The 26,025-nt window shown below is 49.1% G+C and carries 19 protein-coding genes and 4 pseudogenes; 16 read left to right on the top strand and 7 right to left on the bottom strand.

Annotated elements, in window-relative coordinates:
• Positions 1-53: 53 nt before the first annotated feature.
• From umuD to C2E15_RS19035, 6 genes are all read left to right on the top strand, one after another.
• Positions 54-494: a translesion error-prone DNA polymerase V autoproteolytic subunit gene (gene umuD / locus C2E15_RS19060; protein ID WP_006786002.1), complete on the top strand. Its 441-nt coding sequence runs from the start codon at positions 54-56 to the stop codon at positions 492-494.
• A 41-nt stretch (positions 495-535) separates the two neighbouring features.
• Positions 536-1,810 carry a translesion error-prone DNA polymerase V subunit UmuC gene (gene umuC / locus C2E15_RS19055; RefSeq protein WP_023202697.1) on the top strand — a complete coding sequence of 425 codons (1,275 nt, stop codon included), beginning with the start codon at positions 536-538 and terminating at the stop codon, positions 1,808-1,810.
• 25 nt (positions 1,811-1,835) lie between these two features.
• On the top strand, positions 1,836-2,894 hold the full coding sequence (gene umuC, locus C2E15_RS19050) for a translesion error-prone DNA polymerase V subunit UmuC (RefSeq protein WP_308302662.1): 1,059 nt from the start codon (positions 1,836-1,838) through the stop codon (positions 2,892-2,894).
• Between the two features lie 152 nt (positions 2,895-3,046).
• A complete protein-coding gene (locus C2E15_RS19045) occupies positions 3,047-3,592 on the top strand; it encodes a hypothetical protein (protein ID WP_020899213.1) in 546 nt (181 codons plus the stop codon).
• A gap of 60 nt (positions 3,593-3,652) precedes the next feature.
• The gene (locus C2E15_RS21535; protein WP_020899212.1) at positions 3,653-4,351 is read left to right on the top strand and encodes a hypothetical protein; all 699 of its coding nucleotides are present in this window, start codon (positions 3,653-3,655) and stop codon (positions 4,349-4,351) included.
• A gap of 931 nt (positions 4,352-5,282) precedes the next feature.
• A complete protein-coding gene (locus C2E15_RS19035) occupies positions 5,283-6,182 on the top strand; it encodes an integrase domain-containing protein (protein ID WP_006786007.1) in 900 nt (299 codons plus the stop codon).
• Positions 6,183-6,250: 68 nt separating this feature from the next.
• Here C2E15_RS19035 and C2E15_RS19030 read toward each other — a convergent pair whose 3' ends face one another.
• On the bottom strand, positions 6,251-6,868 hold the full coding sequence (locus tag C2E15_RS19030) for a recombinase family protein (protein ID WP_020899211.1): 618 nt from the start codon (positions 6,866-6,868) through the stop codon (positions 6,251-6,253).
• A 404-nt stretch (positions 6,869-7,272) separates the two neighbouring features.
• Between C2E15_RS19030 and C2E15_RS19020 the strand changes: the two genes are divergently transcribed.
• Together C2E15_RS19020 and C2E15_RS19015 are read left to right on the top strand one after the other, a co-directional pair.
• A protein-coding gene (locus C2E15_RS19020; protein WP_087464944.1) for an IS3 family transposase occupies positions 7,273-8,420 on the top strand; the annotation gives its coding sequence in 2 pieces (ribosomal slippage) (positions 7,273-7,522 and positions 7,522-8,420; 1,149 coding nt in all).
• A 12-nt stretch (positions 8,421-8,432) separates the two neighbouring features.
• Positions 8,433-9,116, top strand: a pseudogene (locus C2E15_RS19015) (TOPRIM nucleotidyl transferase/hydrolase domain-containing protein); the annotation flags it as partial.
• 166 nt (positions 9,117-9,282) lie between these two features.
• Here the strand turns inward: C2E15_RS19015 and copM are convergent.
• From copM to silR, 4 genes are all read right to left on the bottom strand, one after another.
• Complete coding sequence (gene copM / locus C2E15_RS19010; protein ID WP_006785879.1) at positions 9,283-9,633, bottom strand: CopM family metallochaperone; 351 nt, start codon at positions 9,631-9,633, stop codon at positions 9,283-9,285.
• Between the two features lie 148 nt (positions 9,634-9,781).
• Entirely contained in the window at positions 9,782-10,213 is a 432-nt protein-coding gene (silE, locus tag C2E15_RS19005) for a silver-binding protein SilE (RefSeq protein WP_006785880.1), read from the bottom strand.
• A 249-nt stretch (positions 10,214-10,462) separates the two neighbouring features.
• Positions 10,463-11,938, bottom strand: a complete 1,476-nt coding sequence (gene silS / locus C2E15_RS19000; protein WP_000555738.1) for a copper/silver sensor histidine kinase SilS — start codon at positions 11,936-11,938, stop codon at positions 10,463-10,465.
• Entirely contained in the window at positions 11,931-12,611 is a 681-nt protein-coding gene (silR, locus tag C2E15_RS18995) for a copper/silver response regulator transcription factor SilR (RefSeq protein ID WP_000697968.1), read from the bottom strand. Before silR ends, silS begins: the two co-directional genes overlap by 8 nt.
• Before the next feature lie 189 nt (positions 12,612-12,800).
• On the opposite strand from silR, the pseudogene silC reads away from it, so the two are divergent.
• From silC to C2E15_RS18960, 7 genes and pseudogenes are all read left to right on the top strand, one after another.
• Positions 12,801-14,185: pseudogene (gene silC, locus C2E15_RS18990) on the top strand (Cu(+)/Ag(+) efflux RND transporter outer membrane channel SilC).
• Between the two features lie 28 nt (positions 14,186-14,213).
• The gene (gene cusF, locus C2E15_RS18985) at positions 14,214-14,567 is read left to right on the top strand and encodes a cation efflux system protein CusF (protein ID WP_001246153.1); all 354 of its coding nucleotides are present in this window, start codon (positions 14,214-14,216) and stop codon (positions 14,565-14,567) included.
• 113 nt (positions 14,568-14,680) lie between these two features.
• Entirely contained in the window at positions 14,681-15,973 is a 1,293-nt protein-coding gene (gene silB, locus C2E15_RS18980) for a Cu(+)/Ag(+) efflux RND transporter periplasmic adaptor subunit SilB (protein ID WP_001485328.1), read from the top strand.
• 10 nt (positions 15,974-15,983) lie between these two features.
• Positions 15,984-19,130: a Cu(+)/Ag(+) efflux RND transporter permease subunit SilA gene (gene silA, locus C2E15_RS18975; RefSeq protein ID WP_000574021.1), complete on the top strand. Its 3,147-nt coding sequence runs from the start codon at positions 15,984-15,986 to the stop codon at positions 19,128-19,130.
• Between the two features lie 86 nt (positions 19,131-19,216).
• Positions 19,217-19,657, top strand: coding sequence for a DUF411 domain-containing protein (locus C2E15_RS18970; RefSeq protein ID WP_002436620.1), 441 nt, complete (start codon positions 19,217-19,219; stop codon positions 19,655-19,657).
• A 97-nt stretch (positions 19,658-19,754) separates the two neighbouring features.
• Positions 19,755-22,225 (top strand): annotated as a pseudogene (silP, locus tag C2E15_RS18965) (Ag(+)-translocating P-type ATPase SilP).
• 40 nt (positions 22,226-22,265) lie between these two features.
• Positions 22,266-22,463, top strand: coding sequence for a DUF2933 domain-containing protein (locus tag C2E15_RS18960; RefSeq protein WP_000843497.1), 198 nt, complete (start codon positions 22,266-22,268; stop codon positions 22,461-22,463).
• Between the two features lie 33 nt (positions 22,464-22,496).
• Here C2E15_RS18960 and C2E15_RS18955 read toward each other — a convergent pair whose 3' ends face one another.
• Together C2E15_RS18955 and C2E15_RS18950 are read right to left on the bottom strand one after the other, a co-directional pair.
• A complete protein-coding gene (locus C2E15_RS18955) occupies positions 22,497-23,234 on the bottom strand; it encodes a peptidoglycan DD-metalloendopeptidase family protein (RefSeq protein WP_004118669.1) in 738 nt (245 codons plus the stop codon).
• Between the two features lie 288 nt (positions 23,235-23,522).
• Positions 23,523-23,972 (bottom strand): copper resistance protein, encoded by a 450-nt coding sequence (locus tag C2E15_RS18950; RefSeq protein WP_001023257.1) that lies wholly within the window; start codon positions 23,970-23,972, stop codon positions 23,523-23,525.
• A gap of 233 nt (positions 23,973-24,205) precedes the next feature.
• Between C2E15_RS18950 and pcoA the strand changes: the two are divergent.
• Positions 24,206-26,022 (top strand): annotated as a pseudogene (gene pcoA, locus C2E15_RS18945) (multicopper oxidase PcoA).
• Positions 26,023-26,025: the final 3 nt, after the last annotated feature.

Genomic DNA, 26,025 nt, shown 5'->3' with positions numbered 1-26,025 from the left:
AGTCAGACAATACTACTGTAAATACGTACAGCATTTTGACAGGGATTTTTGCTATGTTTCACGCCTTTGAGTTGATGCACCCGGCGGATAATCCGCCGCCCAGCTACAGGCCCCTTTTCCTGGAACGCGTACCCTGCGGTTTTCCCTCTCCTTGCCAGGACTATGCGGAGCAGGAACTCGACTTAAACGAATATCTAATAGCCCACAGGGCAAGCACCTTTTTCCTGCGCGCACAGGGCAACAGCATGCAGGATATAGGACTTTACGACGGCGATCTGCTGATAGTCGATCGGGCACTCAGGCCTGAGCACGGCGACGTGGTTATCGCTGTACTGTACGGCGAATTTACGGTCAAGCGCCTTCTTATTACCCAGAAAGGGCCGGTATTGCAGCCGATGAATCCCGCCTATCCTGTTATTATCCCAGACCCGGATACCCTGGAAATTTTCGGCGTAGTGGCGCACTTCGTGCACACTCCGCGCCGGAGAAACTGATATGTGCGGGTTATCTACACACGGCGGAGATCATGATGTCCATGTTCGGCCTGGCTGACGTTAATTCATTCTATGCCAGCTGCGAGACGCTGTTCCGCCCGGACCTGCGTGGCAGACCTGTGCTAGTGCTCAGCAACAACGACGGATGCGTCATTGCACGCTCCGCTGGCGCAAAAGCGCTTGGCATCAAAATGGGTGCGCCATGGTTTGAGGTAAAAACACAGGATTATCCGGAAAAGGTGCACGTGTTCAGCTCCAATTACGCGCTTTATCACAGCCTCAGCCAGAGAGTAATGACCGCGCTTGAAGAGATAACGCCACGCGTCGAGCAGTACAGCATTGATGAGATGTTTCTGGATCTCACCGGTATTGACGGCTGTGAGAACTTCGAAACTTTTGGCCGTCGCCTGCGTGCGCATGTCTTTACCACAACGGGTCTCACCGTCGGTATCGGCATGGGGCCGACCAAAACACTGGCAAAATCGGCCCAGTGGGCGGGCAAGGAGTGGAAGCAGTTTCGCGGCGTACTGGCGCTTACGCCAGGTAATCCGAAACGTACTGAAACCCTGCTGGCTAACCAGCCCGTTGAGGAAATATGGGGCGTGGGACGGCGTATCGGTAAACGACTCAACCTTATGGGCATCGAAACTGCTCTGCAGCTATCACGCGCGCGTCCGAAGTTCATTCGCGATAACTTTTCCGTGGTGCTGGAGCGCACCGTACGCGAGCTGAACGGTGAATCATGTATTCCGCTCGAAGAGCTGCCACCGGCAAAACAGCAGATTGTCTGTAGCCGCAGCTTCGGCGAGCGAATTACCTCAAAAGTCGCTATGCAGCAGGCGCTGTGTCAGTACGCTGCGCGCGCAGCGGAAAAACTGCGCGGGGAACGTCAGTACTGTCGCAACATCGGTGTGTTTATCCGGACGTCGCCACACGCAAACGGTGAGGTTTTTTACGGGAACAGCGCTGGTGAGAAACTGACGCTGCCAACACAGGACACGCGTGACATTATTGAATCTGCGATGCGATCACTTGACCGTATCTGGCTTGAGGGTCGAAGGTACATGAAAGCAGGTATCATGCTTGATAACTTCACTCCAAACGGTGTAAGCCAGCTCAATCTGTTTGAAGATAACCAGCCGCGGGCCAATAGCGCACAGCTGATGAAGGTACTGGATGATATCAACCAGTCCGGAATGGGAAATGTATGGTTTGCGGGCCAGGGCATTAATACCGAATGGAAAATGAAACGTGAAATGCTAAGCCCTGCTTGGACCACGCGCTGGTCTGACATACCTAAAGCGCGCGTGCTTTGAGTCGGTTACTAATTAAGCTGTTGAAATTGTATTCCACATAAATGCTGATATGTCAGACAGAGTGATGACTATTTTGCAGTTACTGACTCCGCGTGTGGAAATTTACAGTATCGATGAAGCTTTTTGTGATCTTACGGGTATGCGTAATCTGTTATCGCTTGAGGTGTTTGGCCATCAGATACGTGATCAGATTAAGCGAAGAACACATCTGACTGTGGGAGTGGGAATAGGCCCTACAAAAACGCTCGCCAAACTGGCTCAGTATGCAAGTAAGCGCTGGCCCGCAACGCGAGGTGTGGTAGATCTCAGTGACAGACAGCGTCAGCGTAAGTTAATGGCTTTAGTACCAGTTGAGGAGGTCTGGGGTATAGGACGGCGGCTGGGTAAAAAATTACAGTTTATGGGCATTAACAATGCACTTCAGCTGGCTGAGCTGTCGCCTTCATTCATTCGTAAACAGTTCTCAGTAGTTGTTGAGCGCACGGTCAGAGAGCTGAACGGTATTCCTTGCCTCGGTTTAGAAGAATTTACTGCCCCAAAAGAACAAATCATATGCTCCCGATCTTTTGGAGAAAAACCGTCGGACGAAGTCAGCCTGCATCAGGCCATTTGCGCTCATGCTGAACGTGCAGCAGAAAAACTCCGTGCAGAGCATCAATTTTGTAAACGGGTAGCAGTTTTCATCAGTACCAGCCCTTTCTCAGAAAATGAGGTGTTTTATAAGAATCAGGCGGTAACAGAGCTTGCTGTACCCGCTCAGGATTCACGGGATATCATTAACGCGGCTATAAAGGCATTTGATACGATATTTGTACCAGGGCACCGTTATCATCGTGCTGGCGTGATGCTCACTGATTTCCGAAGCGCTGCCGTATCTCAATTGACCCTTTTTGATGACTTTCAGCCTCATCGTAACAGCGAAGAGCTGATGACATTAATAGACAGCATTAACCATTCAGGCAAAGGCTCTGTTTGGTTTGCAGGGCAAGGTATTAAAGATGCATCTATGGGCTGGAAGATGCGCAGAGAAAGGCTTTCCCCCGCCTTCACGACTAAGCTAAGTGATATAATTAAAGTGAAGTGAGCTTCCTTTTTACGCCCAGCCATTTGGTATACCTCATCATTGACTTTCATTATACAATACGGCAGGGTTTTACAGTCTGTTACAATGTGACGGAATAGTAAGTCGTACTAAAGCTGTTATTTTCACGGTAAAAATAGGGAGAAAAAAGGAATATGAAGGGTCTATATACTATTTTAATACTACCTGTTCTCGTAACAGCTTGTAGTATGAATGATATAGCAACTACAAACCAGAAAATCAGTGATGGTGCCTCAGGAATAATGAATTCCCTGAGAGGTAACTCCTCAGGAAATGATGAGCAGCGTATGAAAGTATCTCCTTCAGAAAAAAAAGAATCGACCTCTAAAAGTTATACTGTACCAGTAGATGTTGATACTGCAGCAGCAAGAATTAAAAGGAAGTTTAAGTTTATCTCTAATGATGAACTGAGATCAATTAGAGAAAAAAATAACGATGGCGAATGGACTGCCAGCGCAATTACCGATAGTAATCAGGAATGGGATGCGATGACTGGAAGTTATTATAAAATGGGCTCAGATTGGGGCGACTATGATGATCACCTAACTATTGAGCTAGAAAAAAATGGGTCAGGTAGTCGTATTCATATAACGTACAGTTCTTCTTCAAAGCAAAGACTCGCAAGTAGCGGCTTGCAGGATTTAATGCAAAATATTAAGAATGTAGCTGAAGGGAAGTAACTAATTATTAAGGGTGTGGATATTGCTATATCCGCACTCATAAATCTATAAGGAGTAAGTGTGTTTAATCTCTTGTCCTATTTCCATAATAAATATAAAGGCCGAATTATAGAGTGTGACGAAACTCTGGATTACAGAGCCAACTTTGAGCATGCATTAAAATTTACAAAAGGGCTGGGCTTTAATGAAGGTTCAATAACGGATTTGAAGGATGGTGAATTGGATTATCATAATATGATGGCAAAAGTGTGTCATGAAGCAGAAGTGGATAGCTTCTCTTTTTCAGCAGGGCAATGTCTCAAGTGGTGTCATTTCCTTCAGCCATATTTTGAATCCGCACTTGGCTGTAAAATTTGGACGACAGTCGGTCAATTATGGAAGGGAGATAAATGGCTTTATAATCCCACATATGATGAATTTGAAAAATGGTCCAACAAGGGATTTCAGCCCGAAGATTTTTCTGAGACGCCTGCTCTAAATCTTCATGCCTGGTATACAACAGATACTGGTCATTTGATTGATATTTCATATCTGAGTACTCTTTCAAATGTATTTCCTGATTGCCATGAATATACTGGAGGTGTGCTGGTAGGTAAGCCAAATGATATTTTTCCTGGCTATCAATACGTACCTATAGTCGTTGGGCAAGGTATAGTAGAAAAAATTCAAAGCAAATCTTTTATACCTTTTCTTGCTAATGACGTTGAGGATCTAATGTCTGTTGGAATGGTGATATATGCAGACCCTAACAATGAATAATATAAGAAAGTTGACGATCATCTGAGGCGTTGCTAACATCACCAGTGCATTAGAAGTCGCTACGGCGACCATCCAAAACCCCTGTAACCTGAGAGGGGTGCCTTCGGGCGGTTACCAGCCAATGCTTCAGCGGTCTGAGAGAAGCGCCTTCGGGTGACTGCCAGCTAATGTCCCACATACCTGAGAGGGACGCCTTATGGCGGTAAACCCGTTTAACCTTTGAAAACGGGGGCCACTAATGTGGATAAGGTCACCGACCAAAAACTGGCCGGCTAACGCCTCAATGATTCACATCTTCCTGATGTTGAATTGTCATTAAAGGAGCTGAATCAGGCTCTGATCTTTCACTACGTTATGATTCTTGCCAGGGATACGCCCTGAGTTTCGTACGACTTTTGCATCGACGGATAAGGCCATTTGGCACATTTGGCCGCTTACGGAGTTGCATTAGGAGCACGAAGCTGCGCGGCGTCACTTGTGAAGTGGCGAAGACACTACCAAGTGACGCGCGCAGCGCATAACGTCTCAACCCACGTACGACGTGGTTTTCAACGTTTTACTACCATCTGACCAACATGTAGTCCGTGTTAGTACGGTATTAAACTCACTTTTACATCAACGTAAGCACGACGGAAGGCCGTCTGAACGTTCAATTATCAGTAAGGAGGAAATCGACTCGGTATCGATGGCGACACTACGAACAGTAGTGTTGGAGGCAGCTTGACGTAAGTCAGCTCTGCATAAGCAGCAAACAGATCAGAGATCTGGGGTGCCTCGCAAGAACTCAACAATTCGCCGCCCCGATGCACAGATACCAGTTGAGACGCAGGAAGCGCAAAAGCAACCGTGTCGTCGGGGATGAATTACTGGGGTACAGATCCGTCCGCTTATTTACAAGCCGAGGGACGTGTATCCCTGTGGAGATATAGGAATGTCCAGATTCAGTAAACAGCTGTGCAAACAACTTGTCACACTTGCTCGTCAGGGAAGGGGAAGTTATAAAACTGTGGCTGACCGCTCAAGAATTGCAGAACGTTTTTCTGAACGTCTGTCTGAACTGAATATTCAGATTAGGGACGTAAAACATATCAAAACTTCCCATATTGAAAAATATATTGAGAGCAGGAAGGCAGACAGTTTGTCTCTCAGGACGTTACAGAATGAGATGTCTGCTATCCGCTCTGTTTTATTATCAGCAGGAAGAAATAAACTGGCCGATCCCAATCATACCAGCCTGAGTAATCAGGCCCTGGGAATTTCTGGTGCTAACCGGGATGGCACTAAACTTCCTATTACAGATGAAAAACTTAATGCGGTTGTGAATTTTGCGCTTAAAAAAGATGAAGGTGTTGCGCTCGCGGTACAACTTTCAAGATACCTTGGATTGAGAACAGAAGAAACCGTGCAGTCCGCAAAGTCGTTAAAAACATGGAAGCAGTCATTGATTAACAATAATGAGCGTGTCCGTGTTGTTTTCGGGACTAAAGGCGGGCGGCCGAGAGAAACAACAGTTTTCAATCGTGAAAAAGTTTTATCAATTCTTGATAAGGCAATTCATTATGTCAGTGAACATAACGGAAAACTGATTGATAAACCTTCTCTGCATACTGCAATAGATCGTTACCGAAATATTGTACGAGAGGCAGGGATGAATGGTAAAAATGCCCCGCATAGTTTGCGTTACGCTTATTCACGTGATGCTGTAAATCATCATATTAAAAATGGAATGAGCCGCGACGAAGCTGAAGCATTAGTATCGATGGATTTGGGGCATGGAGATGGCCGTGGTCGTTATATTAAACAAGTTTATTTTCGCGGTGAAACAGAATAAGTTGTTTCTTTACTGAATTTTCAGGACGTAGCGCCACAGCTCATTCAGGGCTGTGGCTTTTCTAAATTTCAATCCGTATCTTTACATGCTCGAATAACTGTCATGCGTGAAACGCCGGCGAGCCTTGCCGTTTCATTTATTGATTTTCCGTTTTTCTTGCGAAGCGTTCTAATTAACTCATGTTTTTCCTTATCTGCTAGCCTCCCCCTGTATTTCCCTTTTTCCTTGGCGGCTGTAATTCCTTCCATCTGCCTTCTGCGACGATCTTCATAATCTTTACGGGCGATAGCAGCTAACATGTCCAGCATCATATTATTCACTGCCCGGAGCATACTATGAGTAAAGTCATAAGCTGATGGTGTGGACAGGGCAATGTGACTTGTAGGCAAATCAAGGCTTATTATTGAAAGCGATTTCTCATTAATCATCTTTTTTAAAGATTCCCAGCCATTATCATCCAGGCGTGAAAGCCGATCTACTTGTTCTATAAGTATCGCATCCCCTGGCTCTGTATCCTGAAGCAGTCTCATCAGTTCCGGTCGGTGCAATGCTGCGCCTGAAGCATTTTCAACATACCAGCCAGCAATGCGATGATTGTGTTGTTGAGCAAAGTCCTTGAGCCTCGATTTTGCACGCAGTGCATCCTGTTCCTGAGTTGAAGCACGAAGATATCCAAATATAAACAAAGTTCCTCCGGCAGTAACATTAAAATAGTCACATTCCAATCGGTATCATTTAAGTGGTAACTTATTTATATTCTACCAATAAACTGGATAGTATTTAATAGGTATACCCATTTGATACCCAGGTTGACATAATCACTATTTGCTCTGAAAATAGACAGGCTTACTTGTTGCTACATGCAACCAGCTAATGCTCCGGCAGTCTGAGAGGAGCGCCTTCGGGTGACTGCCAGCCAACGTTTTACCGGTCTGAGAGAAACACCTTCGGGTGACCGGAAAATCCTCGCAGCCTGAGAGAGGATACCTTCGGGTGGTAAATCCGTTTAACCTCTGGAAACGGATATTGAATCGCCATGGGTTTAACAGACACCTCAGAGTCATTTAAGATGGCTTAAAGAGAGGTGCCCATGAGCGGTAAGCGTTATCCCGAAGAGTTTAAAACTGAAGCAGTCAAACAGGTTGTTGATCGCGGTTATTCTGTTGCCAGCGTTGCAACACGTCTCGATATCACCACCCACAGCCTTTATGCCTGGATAAAGAAGTACGGTCCGGATTCTTCCACTAATAAAGAACAGTCAGATGCTCAGGCCGAGATCCGCCGTCTCCAGAAAGAGCTGAAACGGGTTACCGACGAACGGGACATATTAAAAAAAGCTGCGGCGTACTTCGCAAAGCTGTCCGACTGAGGTACGCCTTTATCCGTGACAACTCCTGTTGCTGGCCTGTTCGCCTGCTCTGTCGGGTGCTGGATGTTCATCCCAGTGGTTTTTACGCCTGGCTTCAGCAGCCGCATTCACAACGCCATCAGGCAGACCTGAGACTGACAGGACAGATTAAACAGTTCTGGCTGGAATTGGGATGCGTCTATGGTTATCGCAAAATCCATCTGGATCTGCGTGACAGCGGGCAACAGTGCGGAGTAAACAGAGTCTGGAGACTGATGAAACGTGTCGGAATAAAGGCTCAGGTCGGATACCGAAGCCCGCGGGCACGTAAAGGCGAGGCCAGTATCGTGTCACCCAACAGGCTCCAGCGACAGTTCAATCCGGATGCTCCTGATGAGCGTTGGGTAACGGACATAACCTACATCAGGACCCACGAAGGCTGGCTGTATCTTGCCGTTGTTGTTGATCTGTTCTCACGCAAAATTATCGGCTGGTCCATGCAATCCCGGATGACAAAGGACATTGTCCTGAACGCACTGCTGATGGCTGTATGGCGGCGTAATCCCGAAAAACAGGTGCTGGTTCATTCGGATCAGGGCAGTCAGTACACAAGCCATGAGTGGCAGTCGTTCCTGAAATCACACGGCCTGGAGGGTAGCATGAGCCGTCGCGGTAACTGCCATGATAATGCGGTTGCAGAAAGTTTTTTCCAGTTGTTGAAACGTGAACGGATAAAGAAAAAGATCTACGGAACGCGAGAAGAAGCCCGCAGTGATATTTTTGATTACATCGAAATGTTTTATAACAGTAAGCGTCGGCATGGTTCTAGCGAACAGATGTCACCGACAGAATATGAAAAACAGTATTATCAACGGCTCGGAAGTGTCTAGATTATCCGTGGCGATTCAGTACGTTATGTCACCAGAAATGAGACAGGTGAACCCGTTGTAAAAATGCCGGATGACGATGTGCTGAAGGAAGCAACTGAAAGCCTGGGGGTGTTGCCAGAGACTGGTATGGAAAGGGCTAAAGGCATTGTTCTGGTAGAAGGAAAGTCGGATGTCACTTTCCTGAGGCATGCGGCCAGTTCATTTAAACAATCAGGTGTGCTGCCAGCCTCTCTTGAGGACGTGAAAATTGTGCCAGTCCTCATAGGAGGATGCGGGAGCGTCAAACACTGGGTTACCTTAAATCTGGCCAACGATCTGGGGCTTCCCTGGTGCGTATTTCTGGACTCCGATATTGGGGGAGACCCTGCACAGGTTCTGTCCATTCAGAAACGTAAAAAAGAAGTGGAGGAAGCCGGTAAGGTATTCTTCGCCACGCGCAAACGTGAAATAGAGAACTATCTCTGCCCGGATCTGATCGAAGAAATTACCGGTGTAGCAGTCACGTTTACGGACACCTGTGACGCTAAAAAAATAATCGGCCGGGCTGTGGGAATGAAACCCGATAATGTGCTTGATAAATTCTGGCCCCAGATGACAGCGGAAAGAATAATCTCAAGATCAACCTATCATGACGGAACGCAGGAAAGAATTGAACTGATTGAGATCCTGAGCGACATTATTTCCATGACGAGATAATGTGTTAAAATAATCGCAGCTGCATATATTCCGGTCCACAGCAAAGGACCGGAGTATAGAATATAAAAAACCCGAAATTAATCGGGTTTTAATTATTTAACGTTTAACAGGATCCCGTGCCCGGGAGTGATTTAAAATTACGCTTATCATGGCGTTTTTGCAATCTTTATTTTTGACTGCCAAGCCATTTATTCATCTGCTCGATTTCACCTTTCTGAGCTTTAATGATGTCCTGCGCAAGCTTTCTCATTTCGGGATCTTTTCCGTATTTAAGCTCGGTCTCAGCCATTGCTATTGCTCCTTCATGGTGTGCGATCATACCTTTTGCAAAGGCCTTATCGGGATCGGGCTCATTAACGGCGGCCATCATTTTTTCATGCATGTCTTTCATGCCAGCCATATATTCCTGTGACGATGCCGATGAGTGCATATCTGACATTTTCATTTCCGAATGTTCGGCAGAAATTGCTGGCAGGGATAACATTAATATAACAAAAAGGGTGTTTTTGATTTTCATTTAATAAATCCTTTTCAGGTAGGTACCGGTTAATTGTAGCTGAGTCATATAAAAAAGCCCCCTGATGGGGGCAAAAATGTCACAACATATCCGGTTAAGGAATAATCTATCAAGGAAAGGGTAAAAAGCACGGATACTACAGTCGCATTCAGCCTACATTGATCATGCGGCGGTGCGCTTCGGCCATGGCCTGATGTGGGCCGGACTGACCGTTATTCATGAATTCATGGGCAACCGCTGCTCTTTCATGCTCATCCATCGCCGCGTAAGACGTTGAAGGGACGGTCGTGGATACTGTGTTATTTCCCATCATCTTCTGATGACTTTCCACCATTTTCTGGTGCGCATCTGCCGATCCGTTCGTCATGGTTTCATGAGCAATAATGGCCTGTTCATGCTGGTCCATACCGGTCATACGGGGAGCAGTCCCCTGGATCCCGACAGGAGCCGCAGCAGACTGCATCTGGTGAGCAGGGGCCTGTGCATTGTTGACGCGCTCATGGATATTCACGGTTTCAGTGGCCCAGGCCGAAGAAATTAAACCAAAGCCCAGCAAAGATGCTAATACGATATTTTTCATGATAACTCTCCATTTCTCAATTAATGATGTCCGGGGAAGTACAACCGGTGTTTTCAGTTTCATAACTTAAACAGGTTCGGCAGTTCTTATTTCTCCGGGAGATGGCTGGATATTCATTCCTGGCGTACTCTGACGCCGGGTATTGATGAAGCAATCCAGCCTTCCTGATAAGTTGCACTAATTATATCGAATGGCTTCTGTTTGCTGCATGACAGGCTAATGACATCTTTGTCATTTAAATCTTTATTCTCAGTGTTGGGGATCCGGAATCATTTTCTCCAGTCTGGGTACGGATAAAATAAAACGTGTCGAGCGTATATCCGATTCCACATGCACTCTTCCGTGATGTGCTTCCACGATTGACTTCACAATCGCAAGACCGATGCCGCTGCCTTCTCCTTTTCGTTGTCTGGACGGATCCACCCGATAAAAACGGTCAAACAGCCTTGATAAATGCTCTTCAGGGATTGGTTTCCCCGGATTTTCAATCACAAGGTCAAAAAAGCTCCCCTGTTTTCTTATTGAGACGGTGATTGCCTGTCCCTCAGGGGTATAACGCAGGGCATTGGATAACAGATTATTGATCGCTCTTCTAAACATTTGTGGATCTCCCTCGACCAGACAGGGCATCCCGTTAAATTTGAGCGTGATATTGCGTTCTTCGGCCCAGGCTTCGAAAAACTCGAAGACTTTCATGACTTCCGCTCTGAGGTCAAACATGACCCTGTCAGGTATCAGCTGATTATTATCTGCCTGTGCCAGGAACAGCATATCGCTGACCATTTTGGTCATCCGGTTATACTCTTCAAGACTGGAATAGAGGACATCCTCAAGTTCCCTCTGTGTTCGATCCTGACTCAGTGCGATTTCAGTCTGCGTCACCAGATTGGTGATGGGCGTTCTGATCTCATGCGCGATATCGGCAGAGAAATTGGCCTGGCGGGTAAAGACATCCTCAATCTTTCCAATCATATGATTGAACGAGATAACCAGTTGCTCCAGCTCAATGGGAACGCGTGTCGGTTCCAGTCGCGCATCAAGATTCTCGGAGGTGATGTTTTTAATGGCATTGCTGACATTACGAAGGGGCAGGTGCCCCTGACGGACAGCGATTCGAATGATCAGAACAATCAACAGGCTTATCACGACGGCAATCGCAATCAGGTTCTTTTTCAGCGCATCGAGGTAATGGAGATGGAAATTAATGGATAGGCCAGTCAGCATGACATAGTTCTGCTGTTTGCCCTGAAATATCGCCTGACCAGAGGAGGCGATAATCCTGTATGTTTCCATCTTCATTTCGGACCCGGTATCCATCGGTCCCGCAGGATCCTCCACCGTCCAGAGAAAGACATCCCGTGCGCGGCTGTGCTCGCTAAAATCTGCTGAATTCACTGCCGGGCGTAGTGCCGCCCCCTGAGCTGAGCTAAAGAGCACTTCACCCCTGGGATTGAGGAGCAAAAGGGCAACGTTGCGGTAGCTGGCAATTGATTCCTTTATTTTGCTTATTTTTTTATCATCCGGATCCACCGGGGACTGCAGTATACGGTTCAGTGTGGTGCTGATTTGTTGAAGATCGCTGACATCCTGCTCGGCAAAATGATTTTCAACAGAATGCAGCATAAACCAGGTGAAGGCGATAAAAGCCAGTATCGTGGACAGGCTGATAAAAAAGGTCAGCCGCAGAGCGAGTGAGAAAGGGCGTCTGGAAGGTTTGCTATGCATCCGGGACCTCCAGCATGTAGCCCACGCCCCGGACTGTCTGGATCAGCTTTGTCTCGTAATCGTTGTCTATTTTAGCGCGGAGTCGCTTTACTGCGACATCGATCGCATTAGTGTCGCTGTCAAAATTCATGTCCCAGACCTGAGAGGCAATCAGGGAGCGGGGAAGAACCTCTCCCTGATGGCGAATGAAGAATTCCAGCAGGCTGAACTCTTTACTGGTGAGCACAATGCGGTTTCCGGCGCGACTGACTTTTCTGGATACGAGATCAATCGAGAGGTCAGCCACCTTAAACTGGCTTTCCGTGATCATCGTGTTTCCCCGCCTCAGAAGGGTTCTCACCCGGGCGAGCAGTTCGGCAAACGCAAAGGGTTTAACCAGATAATCGTCCGCACCCAGTTCCAGTCCTTTGACCCTATGTTCGATCGTGCCGAGGGCTGTCAGCAGTAAGACCGGCATACCCTTTCCGGCAGTGCGCAGCATGCGGATGATATCCCAGCCGTTCACATCAGGTAGCATGATATCCAGAATGACTAAATCATACTCGGCTGTCATGGCGAGATGATATCCGGTAAGACCATTATCAGCGTGATCCACTACGAACCCTGCCTCTGTAAGCCCTTTGCTGAGATATTCACCTGTTTTAATTTCGTCTTCGACGATCAATATTTTCATCTTGCTCCCCGGCTGGCTGCTAATGTCATTCTATTGCGCCCACGATCGTTATCAACGGATTACAGCAAAAATGACAACATTGTCATTATCCTGTCACTCGGCAAACAGAGAGCGTTAGGTAAAGTACCCCTATCAATACTCTGGACTTCATTTGAACCATTTACCAGGTCTGCCTGGACGAGAAGCGTTATGTTCAAATTAAAATTACTCAGCATTAGCACGATATTCATCCTGGCAGGCTGCGTGTCGCTTGCGCCTGAATATCAGCGGCCCGCAGCACCGGTACCCCAGCAGTTTTCACTGTCCCATAACAGCCTGACGCCAGCGGTAAATGGCTATCAGGATACGGGCTGGCGTAACTTTTTTGTCGATCCCCAGGTTACCCGGTTGATCGGTGAAGCTCTGACTAATAACCGTGATTTGAGAATGGCTGCCCTGAAGGTTGAAGAGGCCCGAGCCCAGTTCAACGTCACGGATGCAGATCGTTACCCCAGCTGAATGCCTCATCCGGGATAACATACAGCGGTGGTCTGAAAGGTGACAAGCCGACCACACAGGAGTACGACGCGAGACTGGAGCTCAGCTATGAGCTCGATTTTTTCGGCAAACTTAAGAACATGAGTGATGCTGACCGCCAGAACTACTTTGCCAGCGAAGAAGCCCGTCGGGCCGTACACATCCTGCTGGTCTCCAACGTTTCACAGAGCTATTTCAGCCAGCAACTGGCGTACGAACAACTCCGTATTGCGCGGGAAACGCTGAAAAATTATGAACAGTCCTATGCTTTCGTTGAGCAACAGCTCGTGACCGGGAGTACGAACGTTCTGGCACTTGAACAGGCGAGAGGACAAATCGAAAGTACCCGCGCCGAAATAGCCAAACGAGAAGGCGATCTGGCTCAGGCAAACAATGCCCTGCAACTGGTGCTGGGAACGTACCGCGCACTTCCGTCAGAAAAAGGGATGAAAGGCGGGGAGATCGCACCAGTAAAATTGCCACCAAATCTATCTTCACAAATTTTGCTGCAGCGACCGGATATTATGGAAGCGGAATATCAGCTGAAAGCGGCTGATGCCAATATTGGCGCAGCGCGAGCGGCCTTTTTCCCCTCCATTACCCTGACCAGTGGTCTTTCCGCAAGCAGTACGGAGCTGTCAAGCCTGTTTACGTCAGGAAGTGGAATGTGGAATTTTATCCCTAAAATTGAAATTCCTATTTTTAATGCTGGCAGGAATAAAGCCAATCTGAAGCTGGCTGAAATTCGCCAGCAACAATCGGTGGTTAATTACGAACAAAAAATTCAGTCAGCCTTTAAGGATGTTTCCGACACGCTTGCGCTGCGCGACAGCCTTAGCCAGCAACTTGAGTCACAGCAGCGTTATCTTGATTCACTTCAGATAACTCTCCAGCGTGCCAGAGGATTATATGCAAGTGGTGCTGTCAGTTACATCGAAGTGCTGGATGCAGAACGTTCCCTCTTCGCTACGCAGCAAACCATTCTCGATCTTACCTATTCCCGACAGGTTAACGAAATTAATCTGTTTACCGCGCTGGGTGGCGGTTGGGTAGAGTAAATTTATTTAATTAATCAGGAAATTAAAAATGCGTAATTCACTTAAAGCCGTTTTATTTGGTGCCTTCTCTGTCATGTTTTCTGCCGGTCTTCATGCTGAAACACATCAGCATGGCGATATGAATGCTGCCAGTGATGCTTCGGTACAGCAGGTTATCAAGGGCACCGGTGTCGTTAAAGACATTGATATGAATAGTAAAAAGATTACCATTTCGCACGAAGCAATCCCTGCTGTGGGCTGGCCTGCAATGACCATGCGCTTCACTTTTGTTAATGCAGACGACGCTATCAATGCCCTGAAAACCGGCAACCATGTCGATTTCTCGTTTATTCAGCAGGGCAATATCTCCTTACTCAAAAGCATTAACGTTACGCAATCCTGATTATCAGTCCGGAGCGAATACATCCAGTGCGCCTGAACATTCATTAAGGGATTACTGTGAATGAATGATCGGGCGCATATGCCAGGTGTTTTGATTTTTCAGCGAGAAATTGTATGGCTTCTTTAAAGATAAAATATGCTGCAATAATTATCAGCAGCCTCATAGCAGGAGGGCTGATATCGGTTACTGCCTGGCAGTATGTAAACTCATCACAAAAAACAGTACAAACCGAACAAAAGGCACCGGAGCGAAAGGTACTTTTCTGGTATGACCCGATGAAACCGGATACCAAATTTGATAAACCCGGAAAATCTCCCTTTATGGATATGGACCTGGTGCCAAAATATGCTGATGAAAGCGGCGATAAAAGCAGTGGCGGGATCCGTATCGATCCAACGCAGGTTCAGAATCTGGGATTAAAAACGCAAAAAGTCACGCGAGGAATGCTGAATTATTCTCAGACAATCCCGGCTAATGTCAGTTACAACGAGTATCAGTTTGTCATTGTGCAGGCGCGCTCTGACGGTTTCGTCGAAAAAGTGTATCCCCTGACGATTGGCGATCATGTGAAGAAAGGCACTCCGCTTATCGATATCACCATTCCTGAATGGGTTGAGGCACAAAGTGAGTTCCTGCTGTTATCCGGTACAGGCGGTACGTCAACCCAGATAAAAGGGGTTCTGGAGCGACTTCGTCTAGCTGGTATGCCGGAAGAGGATATTCAAAGGCTGCGTTCAACCCGCACAATCCAGACCCGTTTTACCATTAAAGCACCTATTGATGGTGTCATTACTGCGTTTGACCTGCGCACCGGAATGAATATTTCGAAAGATAAAGTAGTGGCTCAGATTCAGGGGATGGACCCGGTCTGGATCAGCGCTGCAGTGCCAGAATCTATCGCATATCTGCTGAAAGATACGTCGCAGTTTGAAATTTCGGTACCGGCTTATCCGGATAAAACATTCCATGTCGAAAAATGGAACATTCTTCCCAGCGTGGATCAGACAACCCGTACGCTTCAGGTCCGTCTCCAGGTTTCTAATAAGGATGAGTTTCTCAAGCCGGGCATGAATGCCTATCTGAAACTGAATACCAAGAGCCAGGAGATGCTGCTGATACCAAGCCAGGCCGTTATCGATACCGGCAAAGAACAGCGCGTGATTACTGTTGATGATGAAGGCAAGTTTGTGCCGAAACAGATCCACGTTCTGCATGAATCACAGCAACAGTCCGGCATTGGCTCCGGCCTGAATGAAGGCGATACCGTGGTGGTCAGTGGCCTGTTCCTCATTGACTCCGAAGCCAATATTACGGGCGCGCTGGAACGTATGCGCCACCCTGAAAAAACAGAAAACAGTATGCCAGCAATGTCTGAGCAGCCTGTAAATATGCATTCAGGGCACTGAGGAGACGACGATGATTGAATGGATTATCCGGCGCTCTGTCGCCAACCGTTTCCTGGTCATGATGGGCGCACTGTTTCTCAGCATCTGGGGCACATGGACGATAATTAACACGCCGGTCGATGCGCTGCCTGACCTGTCAGATGTGCAGGTCATTATTAAAACCAGCTATCCCGGACAGGCCCCGCAGATTGTAGAAAACCAGGTCACCTATCCGCTTACCACCACCATGCTGTCCGTACCTGGCGCAAAAACCGTGCGTGGCTTTTCACAGTTCGGTGATTCGTATGTGTATGTCATTTTTGAAGACGGCACCGATCTGTACTGGGCCCGTTCGCGCGTGCTGGAATACCTGAATCAGGTTCAGGGCAAACTGCCTGCGGGTGTGAGCTCTGAAATCGGCCCGGACGCCACGGGAGTGGGCTGGATATTTGAATATGCCCTTGTCGATCGCAACGGAAAACACGACCTTTCAGAACTGCGCTCTCTGCAGGACTGGTTCCTGAAATTTGAGCTGAAAACCATCCCGAACGTGGCTGAGGTCGCTTCGGTTGGCGGCGTGGTGAAACAGTACCAGATTCAGGTCAATCCGGTAAAACTGTCCCAGTACGGTATCAGCCTGCCCGAAGTGAAACAGGCACTTGAATCGTCTAACCAGGAGGCCGGTGGCTCATCCGTTGAAATGGCCGAAGCGGAGTATATGGTCCGTGCCAGCGGTTATCTTCAGAGCATTGATGATTTTAATAACATCGTCCTGAAAACAGGTGAGAACGGCGTGCCGGTTTATCTGCGGGATGTTGCCCGCGTGCAGACCGGGCCCGAAATGAGGCGTGGTATTGCCGAGCTGAACGGCCAGGGAGAAGTCGCTGGCGGCGTGGTGATCCTGCGGTCGGGTAAAAATGCGCGCGACGTTATCACGGCAGTGAGGGATAAACTGGAGACGCTGAAGGCCAGCCTGCCGGAAGGCGTTGAAATCGTGACCACCTACGATCGCAGCCAGTTAATCGACCGGGCGATTGATAACCTCAGTTCCAAACTTCTGGAAGAGTTTATCGTGGTGGCCATCGTCTGTGCTCTGTTCCTGTGGCACGTACGTTCTGCCCTGGTGGCGATTATCTCTCTGCCGCTTGGCCTGTGTATCGCCTTTATCGTCATGCACTTCCAGGGACTGAACGCCAATATCATGTCGCTGGGAGGGATAGCGATTGCCGTCGGTGCGATGGTGGATGCCGCCATTGTGATGATTGAAAATGCGCACAAACGGCTTGAGGAGTGGGATCATCAGCATCCGGGTGAGCAGATTGACAACGCCACCCGCTGGAAGGTGATTACCGACGCCTCCGTGGAAGTGGGACCCGCGTTGTTCATTAGCCTGCTGATCATCACCCTGTCCTTTATTCCTATCTTTACCCTGGAAGGGCAGGAAGGTCGTCTGTTTGGCCCGCTGGCATTCACGAAAACGTACTCCATGGCGGGAGCGGCCGCACTGGCCATCATCGTCATTCCTATTCTGATGGGATTCTGGATCCGGGGGAAAATTCCTGCCGAGACAAGTAACCCCCTGAACCGGGTGCTGATCAAAGCGTATCATCCTTTGCTGCTGCGGGTCCTCCACTGGCCAAAAACAACCCTGCTGGTTGCGGCCTTGTCCATTTTCACGGTTATCTGGCCACTGAGTCAGGTGGGCGGTGAATTTCTGCCGAAGATTAACGAGGGCGATCTGCTGTATATGCCGTCGACCTTGCCTGGCGTCTCTCCGGCAGAAGCTGCAGCGCTCCTGCAGACAACAGACAAGTTAATCAAAAGCGTTCCTGAAGTGGCTTCTGTATTTGGCAAGACCGGTAAAGCAGAGACCGCAACGGATTCCGCGCCGCTCGAAATGGTGGAAACCACGATCCAGCTCAAACCTGAGGATCAGTGGCGTCCCGGCATGACAATTGACAAGATTATTGATGAACTCGACAGGACAGTCCGTTTACCGGGTCTGGCAAACCTCTGGGTGCCGCCTATCCGTAACCGTATTGATATGCTCTCAACCGGGATCAAAAGCCCGATAGGTATCAAAGTGTCCGGGACTGTTCTGTCCGATATCGACGCGACGGCGCAGAGTATCGAGGCGGTAGCCAAAACCGTGCCTGGCGTGGTGTCTGTCCTGGCTGAGCGACTTGAGGGCGGGCGCTACATCGATATCGATATCAACCGGGAGAAAGCCTCCCGCTACGGGATGACGGTAGGTGATGTCCAGCTGTTCGTCTCTTCAGCAATCGGAGGTGCTATGGTGGGTGAGACGGTTGAAGGGGTGGCCCGGTACCCTATTAACATTCGCTACCCGCAGGATTACCGGAACAGTCCGCAGGCGCTGAAACAGATGCCGATCCTGACCCCGATGAAGCAGCAGATCACGCTGGGCGATGTCGCGGATATTAACGTCGTTTCTGGACCAACCATGCTGAAAACCGAAAATGCCCGGCCAGCCAGCTGGATTTATGTTGATGCCCGCGGCAGGGACATGGTGTCGGTGGTTAACGACATTAAGACGGCCATCAGCGAGAAAGTGAAACTGAGACCGGGAACCAGTGTGGCATTCTCCGGACAGTTTGAACTGCTTGAGCATGCCAACAAGAAACTGAAGCTGATGGTGCCGATGACGGTGATGATCATTTTCATCCTGTTGTATCTGGCATTCCGCCGGGTTGACGAAGCCCTGCTGATCCTGATGAGCCTGCCGTTCGCCCTGGTTGGCGGAATATGGTTCCTGTACTGGCAGGGCTTCCATATGTCAGTGGCGACCGGAACCGGGTTTATCGCCCTGGCCGGGGTGGCAGCAGAGTTTGGCGTGGTCATGCTGATGTATCTGCGTCATGCCATTGAAGCGCACCCGGAATTGTCCCGTAAAGAGACGTTCACACCGGAAGGTCTTGATGAAGCCCTCTATCATGGTGCCGTACTGCGTGTCCGGCCGAAAGCCATGACCGTGGCGGTGATCATTGCGGGTCTGCTGCCAATACTCTGGGGAACCGGCGCAGGTTCAGAAGTCATGAGCCGTATTGCTGCGCCAATGATTGGTGGGATGATCACGGCTCCGCTGCTGTCCCTGTTCATTATTCCTGCCGCCTACAAATTAATCTGGCTGCGCAGACATAAAAAAAGCGTGTCATAACCCTGAAAGGGCGCCCCCAGTGGGCGTCCTTCTGCACTGATTCACCCTGACGTCAGGGTTTATATCGATAATATACAGAGGTGAGTATGAAAAAAGTGGTTCTAATGGCCCTGGCTCTCGGCCTGTCACTGCCTGCAATGGCGAGTGAAAAAGTCATTGATATGTACAAATCTGAAAACTGTGGCTGTTGTTCCCTGTGGGGCAAAGCGATGGAAAAAGACGGGTTCGAAGTGCGAACTCACGTCATGAATGATCAGGCGCTGTCAGCCCTGAAAGAAAAGCATGCTGTTCCTGCTGGACTACGAAGTTGTCATACCGCGGTTGTAGGTAATTTGATCATTGAAGGCCATGTGCCTGCGGCAACGATACATAAGGCCATGCAGTCTGGTTCGGGTATATACGGTCTCGCCACCCCCGGTATGCCAGCAGGAAGTCCGGGAATGGAGATGGGGGCCCGAAAAGAGGCTTACGATGTTATCGCATTCTCACCGGAGGGCAGTAAAAAAGTCTTCCAGCGAATCGAATAGTCAGCGGAACGGCTGATAACGGGACGCCGGCAGCAGGCACTCTTATGCCGGCGGCATTCGTGGTAATCGCATCCATGACATATCCTGAAGACAGAAAATGCTTCAGATATGCATAAGGAGAGTTACTGTGAAAAATGACAATGCAGTGGAACATAACAACCAGACTGCTTCTGAGCAGACATCATCCCCGGACGAGAGTCACGCATTGCATAAGGTGAGAGATCCCGTGTGCGGGATGGTCATCCTGCCTGACAAGGCGCACAGCAGCATTCGATACCAGGACCATCAGCTTTATTTCTGCTCCGCCAGCTGTGAGAGCAAATTTAAAGCCCATCCCGATCATTATTTTACCGAAGATGCCAGTGAACATCACCATCACCACGACCACCATGAAGTCAGCCCTGATAAGATAAAACAGTCTCACCGCCAGGCGGAGAAAGAGATTTCTGAAGGTGTGTGGACATGTCCGATGCATCCGGAGATACGCCGTAGTGGTCCCGGAAGCTGTCCTGTCTGTGGAATGGCACTGGAGCCGCTCGTAGCTACGGCATCCACGGGGACGAGTGATGAACTTCGCGACATGACAAGACGCTTCTGGCTGGGGTTGTTGCTGGCGTTTCCGGTTCTGATACTCGAAATGGGTTCTCATCTGTTTCCCGCTTTGAGGAATACAGTACCGCCACAGTACAACACATGGCTGCAGTTACTTCTGGCCTCTCCTGTCGTTTTGTGGTGTGGCTGGCCATTCTTCGCCCGGGCCGGAATGTCGTTACGTAACCGCTCCCTGAATATGTTTACCCTTGTTGCAATGGGGACCGGCGTAGCCTGGGTTTACAGCGTCATTGCAACCGTCTTCCCCTCCTGGTTTCCTGCATCGTTCAGAAACATGGATGGCCTGGTGGCCATTTATTTTGAAGCCGCAGCTGTTATTACGGTGCTTGTTCTGCTGGGACAGGTCCTTGAATTGCGGGCAAGGGAACAAACCTCAGGTGCCATTACTGCGCTTCTTAACCTTGCCCCCAAAACCGCCAGGCGGCTGGATCAAGACGGTCATGAAACGGATATTAATGCGGAAGATGTCCTGCCTGGCGATAAGCTCCGCATCAGACCTGGAGAGAGTATTCCGGTCGACGGTATCGTGGTCGAAGGCAAAACAACCGTTGATGAATCGATGGTGACCGGGGAATCTATGCCTGTTACCAAAACGGAGGGTGACCCTGTCATCGGGGGACCATTAATCAGACAGGTAGTCTTATCATCCGTGCAGAGAAAGTCGGTGATGAAACGATGCTCTCACGAATTGTTCAGATGGTCGCTGATGCACAGCGTTCGCGGGCCCCCATCCAGAGAATGGCTGACAGCGTTTCAGGCTGGTTTGTTCCTCTGGTGATACTTATCGCGGTTGTTGCTTTCATGATCTGGTCTGTCTGGGGGCCCGAGCCCAGGATGGCGCACGGTCTCATTGCGGCTGTGTCGGTCCTGATTATTGCCTGTCCCTGCGCGCTGGGGCTGGCCACGCCGATGTCGATAATGGTGGGGGTGGGCAAAGGAGCCCAGGCCGGGGTGTTAATCAAGAATGCCGAAGCCCTTGAGCGTCTTGAAAAAGTGGACACGCTGGTTGTCGACAAAACAGGCACGCTCACGGAAGGTTCGCCGACGGTGACAGGGATTATCAGTCTCAATCCGGGTGGGGAAACATCTCTTTTGCGTGTAACGGCCGCAGTGGAAAAAGGCTCGCAGCATCCGCTGGGTATGGCAGTAGTTAAAGCAGCACAGGAAAAGGGGATCGCAATACCCGCAGTCACTCATTTCAATGCGCCGTCGGGTAAAGGTGTCTCAGGCGATGTCGAAGGTCAACGGGTTGTTATTGGTAATGAACTGGCTATGCAGGAAAACAGTATCGTTATTGATAATCAAAAGGCCGTTGCGGATACGTTGCGGATGGAAGGCGCTACCGTTATCTATGTGGCCACAGACGGGCACCTTGCAGGCCTGATAGCTATCTCGGATCCCGTGAAAGCAACCACGCCGGATGCGCTTAAAGCTTTGCGTCAGGCGGGGATCCGCATCGTTATGCTCACCGGGGATAACCAGCTTACCGCTGAAGCAGTCGCACGGAAACTGGGAATAGATGAGGTTGAAGCCGGGATTCTGCCGGATGGCAAAAAAGCAGTGATAACCCGACTGAAAGCGTCTGGCCATGTGGTTGCGATGGCCGGAGACGGTGTGAATGATGCCCCGGCGCTGGCAGCGGCTGACGTGGGTATAGCCATGGGAACGGGTACAGATGTGGCAATTGAAAGTGCCGGAGTCACCCTTCTCAAAGGCGACTTGATGATACTGAACAGGGCCCGTCATCTGTCAGAAATCACCATGAAAAATATCCGACAGAATCTGTTTTTTGCATTTATCTACAACGCACTTGGCGTGCCTGTGGCTGCAGGTCTGCTTTATCCTGTGTATGGAATACTGCTGTCGCCAGTTATTGCGGCGGCGGCCATGGCTCTTTCCTCCGTCAGCGTCATTGTGAATGCGTTGCGTCTGAAAAGTGTCAGGCTCGGGAAATAACACTGAGTGAAGGGGCTGTTACGAACAGAAGGAGTCCAGTATGAAAAGTACCACCTATGCGCTTATTGCTGTCGCCGCGATCGCGGCATTTGCCCTCCTGCGCGAACACTGGTCACATGTGGCAGGTTACTGGCCATATCTGTTATTGCTGGTCTGCCCGCTAATGCATCTTTTCCACGGCCACGGAGGGCATGGAGATCATCAACATCAAGGAAGTGAAAACGATAAAAAAAATTAATCCGGCAGACGGGGCCGCGTCGCGGCCCCGTTATCAGTCCAGGTATCGTTCGTAGTCTCTGGCATGCGCAAAGGCATGCTGTTCAAGTTTGTTATCAGCGGGTGCCGCTGCCCGGAACGCCAGTGAGTTAACAGGATTGTTATTGATGACCAGCTCGTAATGCAGATGAGGACCGGATGAACGTCCGCTGTTACCGGATAACGCAATAGCGTCTCCCCGGGTAACCCTGGCCCCTTTAGTAACGAGTATTTTATTGAGGTGGAGATAGCGAGTTTTAACACCGGCTTTTCCCGTTACTTCAACAAAATATCCCATGGTACTGTTGTATTCGGCCCGGGTGATTTTTCCGTCGATGACGCTGACTATTTTCGTGTTCATGGGCATGGAATAATCAATGCCATTATGGGGACTCACTTTTCCCGATACCGGGTTAAGTCTTGCAGGATTGAAAGGCGAACTGAGTCTTGCTGTGGCCGGTAACGGATAATCGAGACTGCCTTTCCCGGAAGTATCGGAAAGGTTATAGAACTTTTTATCTGATATACGATACGCCGTGTAATTAAATGAACCGGACGTAAATTTATAGGCCACGACACGTGATTTTCCCGCTTTCTTTTGCAGTACGAGTTTTAATGATTCATTTTTTTTCAAATGCCGCAGATTAAACCGGGAAGGCAAGGAGCGCTGAAGAGTAGCGATCTCGTTCGATTCCAGCCCCGAGCGGGTGGCTGAAAGGTAGGCATTTTCTTTTACGACATCGGTAGAATACATTTACTGGAATTCGCCGTTAGCATGAACACTGCGGCGTATGCTAGGGGTTTTCAGGAGGCGTGTCATCTGTCAGTTAATCGGGAGCACCGTTGATGGTCGTCATTTTTGTAACATATCTTGTTTCCCGTTTGCTCCTGAAGCTCTGGGAACTGTATGACCAGCCCGACGGTGATGATTAACGGGACTGAAACAGGTTACGGCAGAGCAATATGGGGCTCATGTCCTGCTACGTAACCCGTCAGTAAAGCCCTGCTGCGCACCTGACGCTAAGCACTAACCCGCCTGCAGTTACCTGGTCGAATACAGCCCGCGAAGCTTTCTTGCCTGCGTCTGATGTGCTTCCGCACCGGCATTATTGACCTGCTCATGCACGAGAGCGGCTTTTTCTCCGGCATTCAGTTCGTTAAAAGAAGAAGACGAGGTCTTTGAATTTGCATCACTGCCGGACAGCATTTTTTTATGTTCCTCAATCATTTTCTGATGCGCATAGGACGCGCTGTTGTTCATAAATGAATGAGCAACAATGGCCCTTTCATGTTCATTCATTTCAGAGAATGAGGGCGTGTTGTTTTTATTAACCCTGTCCGGTAAGTTTTCATGCGTCGAGGAATTCACATGACTGACGGCTGAGGCATTATTAACAAATCGATGTGCTTCATGGGCAATATCACTGGACTGAGCAAAAGCTGCCCCACAAAATAAAGCTGTAAACGCAGTGGTCGTGATTAATATATTCATGTGTAATTACCTTCTGAGGTACATAAAAGATGTCCTTATGATCATATATAAAAATAATCAACCTGTGGGGAAGATGACGTAAATGTAATACAGCTATGTACATTACACGATTGTAATGAATTTGTTTCTTAAGGTGTGCTAGATTCATTTCATTGTAGTGGATGAACCAGTAATTTAATTTAAATCGGTTCTCGAATTCTGTCAGTAACCATACTTTAAATAAGGGAATGCGCATGCTGTTGAAAACGTCTCGACGAACTTTCCTGAAGGGGTTAACCCTCTCTGGCGTAGCCGGAAGTCTTGGCGTATGGAGTTTCAATGCGCGTTCCAGTCTGAGCCTGCCAGTTGCCGCATCCCTGCAGGGTACTCAGTTTGACCTGACCATTGGTGAAACGGCCGTCAATATCACGGGCAGTGAGCGTCAGGCCAAAACAATCAATGGAGGCCTGCCGGGGCCCGTTCTTCGCTGGAAAGAAGGTGACACCATTACCCTGAAGGTCAAAAACCGTCTTAATGAACAGACGTCCATTCACTGGCACGGCATTATTCTTCCGGCCAATATGGATGGTGTTCCGGGGCTGAGTTTTATGGGCATAGAGCCTGATGATACCTACGTTTACACCTTTAAGGTTAAGCAGAACGGGACTTACTGGTACCACAGCCATTCCGGTCTGCAGGAACAGGAGGGGGTATACGGTGCCATTATCATCGATGCCAGGGAGCCAGAACCGTTTGCTTACGATCGTGAGCATGTGGTCATGTTGTCTGACTGGACCGATGAAAATCCTCACAGCCTGCTGAAAAAATTAAAAAAACAGTCGGATTACTACAATTTCAATAAACCAACCGTTGGCTCTTTTTTCCGCGACGTGAATACCAGGGGGCTGTCAGCCACCATTGCCGATCGGAAAATGTGGGCTGAAATGAAAATGAATCCGACTGACCTCGCGGATGTCAGTGGCTACACCTACACCTATCTCATGAACGGGCAGGCCCCGCTGAAAAACTGGACCGGACTGTTCCGTCCCGGTGAAAAGATACGCTTACGGTTTATCAACGGCTCGGCAATGACCTATTTCGATATCCGTATCCCCGGGCTGAAAATGACGGTCGTGGCTGCAGATGGCCAGTATGTAAACCCGGTTACCGTTGACGAATTCAGGATTGCCGTTGCCGAAACCTATGATGTCATTGTGGAGCCTCAGGGTGAGGCCTATACCATCTTCGCACAATCCATGGACAGGACCGGTTACGCTCGAGGGACACTGGCCACGAGAGAGGGGTTAAGTGCTGCCGTTCCCCCCTCGATCCCCGTCCTCTGTTGACCATGGAAGACATGGGTATGGGGGGAATGGGACATGATATGGCAGGAATGGACCACAGCCAGATGGGAGGCATGGATAACAGCGGAGAGATGATGTCTATGGACGGTGCTGACCTTCCGGATAGCGGGACATCCTCCGCGCCCATGGATCACAGCAGCATGGCCGGTATGGATCATTCCCGGATGGCCGGAATGCCGGGTATGCAAAGTCATCCTGCGTCAGAAACGGATAACCCACTGGTTGATATGCAGGCGATGAGCGTCTCTCCGAAATTAAATGATCCGGGTATTGGTCTTCGAAATAACGGAAGAAAGGTTCTCACGTACGCGGATTTGAAAAGCCGCTTTGAGGATCCTGACGGACGTGAACCTGGCCGTACCATAGAACTGCATTTAACCGGCCACATGGAAAAGTTTGCCTGGTCATTTAACGGAATCAAGTTTTCAGATGCCGCACCGGTGCTGCTGAAATACGGTGAGCGGCTCAGGATCACGCTGATCAACGATACCATGATGACTCACCCCATTCACCTGCATGGTATGTGGAGCGATCTGGAAGATGAAAACGGTAATTTCATGGTTCGTAAACACACAATAGATGTTCCCCCTGGTACAAAACGCAGTTACAGAGTGACAGCAGATGCGCTTGGCCGCTGGGCGTATCACTGCCATTTGCTCTATCACATGGAAATGGGAATGTTTCGTGAAGTCCGGGTGGAGGAATGATGC

The sequence above is a fragment of the Mixta gaviniae genome (assembly GCF_002953195.1).
GTDB classification, from domain to species: Bacteria; Pseudomonadota; Gammaproteobacteria; order Enterobacterales; family Enterobacteriaceae; genus Mixta; species Mixta gaviniae.
This window is presented reverse-complemented; position numbering and strand designations above follow the sequence as displayed.

Excerpts from the sequence above, each read along its gene's own strand:
- umuD (WP_006786002.1), top strand. The coding sequence starts at position 54 with ATGTTTCACGCCTTTGAGTTGATGCACCCGGCGGATAATCCGCCGCCC.
- umuC (WP_023202697.1), top strand. The coding sequence starts at position 536 with ATGTTCGGCCTGGCTGACGTTAATTCATTCTATGCCAGCTGCGAGACG.
- C2E15_RS19045 (WP_020899213.1), top strand. The coding sequence starts at position 3,047 with ATGAAGGGTCTATATACTATTTTAATACTACCTGTTCTCGTAACAGCT.
- C2E15_RS19035 (WP_006786007.1), top strand. The coding sequence starts at position 5,283 with ATGTCCAGATTCAGTAAACAGCTGTGCAAACAACTTGTCACACTTGCT.
- copM (WP_006785879.1), bottom strand. The coding sequence starts at position 9,633 with ATGAAAATCAAAAACACCCTTTTTGTTATATTAATGTTATCCCTGCCA.
- silE (WP_006785880.1), bottom strand. The coding sequence starts at position 10,213 with ATGAAAAATATCGTATTAGCATCTTTGCTGGGCTTTGGTTTAATTTCT.
- silS (WP_000555738.1), bottom strand. The coding sequence starts at position 11,938 with ATGCATAGCAAACCTTCCAGACGCCCTTTCTCACTCGCTCTGCGGCTG.
- silR (WP_000697968.1), bottom strand. The coding sequence starts at position 12,611 with ATGAAAATATTGATCGTCGAAGACGAAATTAAAACAGGTGAATATCTC.
- cusF (WP_001246153.1), top strand. The coding sequence starts at position 14,214 with ATGCGTAATTCACTTAAAGCCGTTTTATTTGGTGCCTTCTCTGTCATG.
- silB (WP_001485328.1), top strand. The coding sequence starts at position 14,681 with ATGGCTTCTTTAAAGATAAAATATGCTGCAATAATTATCAGCAGCCTC.
- silA (WP_000574021.1), top strand. The coding sequence starts at position 15,984 with ATGATTGAATGGATTATCCGGCGCTCTGTCGCCAACCGTTTCCTGGTC.
- C2E15_RS18970 (WP_002436620.1), top strand. The coding sequence starts at position 19,217 with ATGAAAAAAGTGGTTCTAATGGCCCTGGCTCTCGGCCTGTCACTGCCT.
- C2E15_RS18960 (WP_000843497.1), top strand. The coding sequence starts at position 22,266 with ATGAAAAGTACCACCTATGCGCTTATTGCTGTCGCCGCGATCGCGGCA.
- C2E15_RS18955 (WP_004118669.1), bottom strand. The coding sequence starts at position 23,234 with ATGTATTCTACCGATGTCGTAAAAGAAAATGCCTACCTTTCAGCCACC.
- C2E15_RS18950 (WP_001023257.1), bottom strand. The coding sequence starts at position 23,972 with ATGAATATATTAATCACGACCACTGCGTTTACAGCTTTATTTTGTGGG.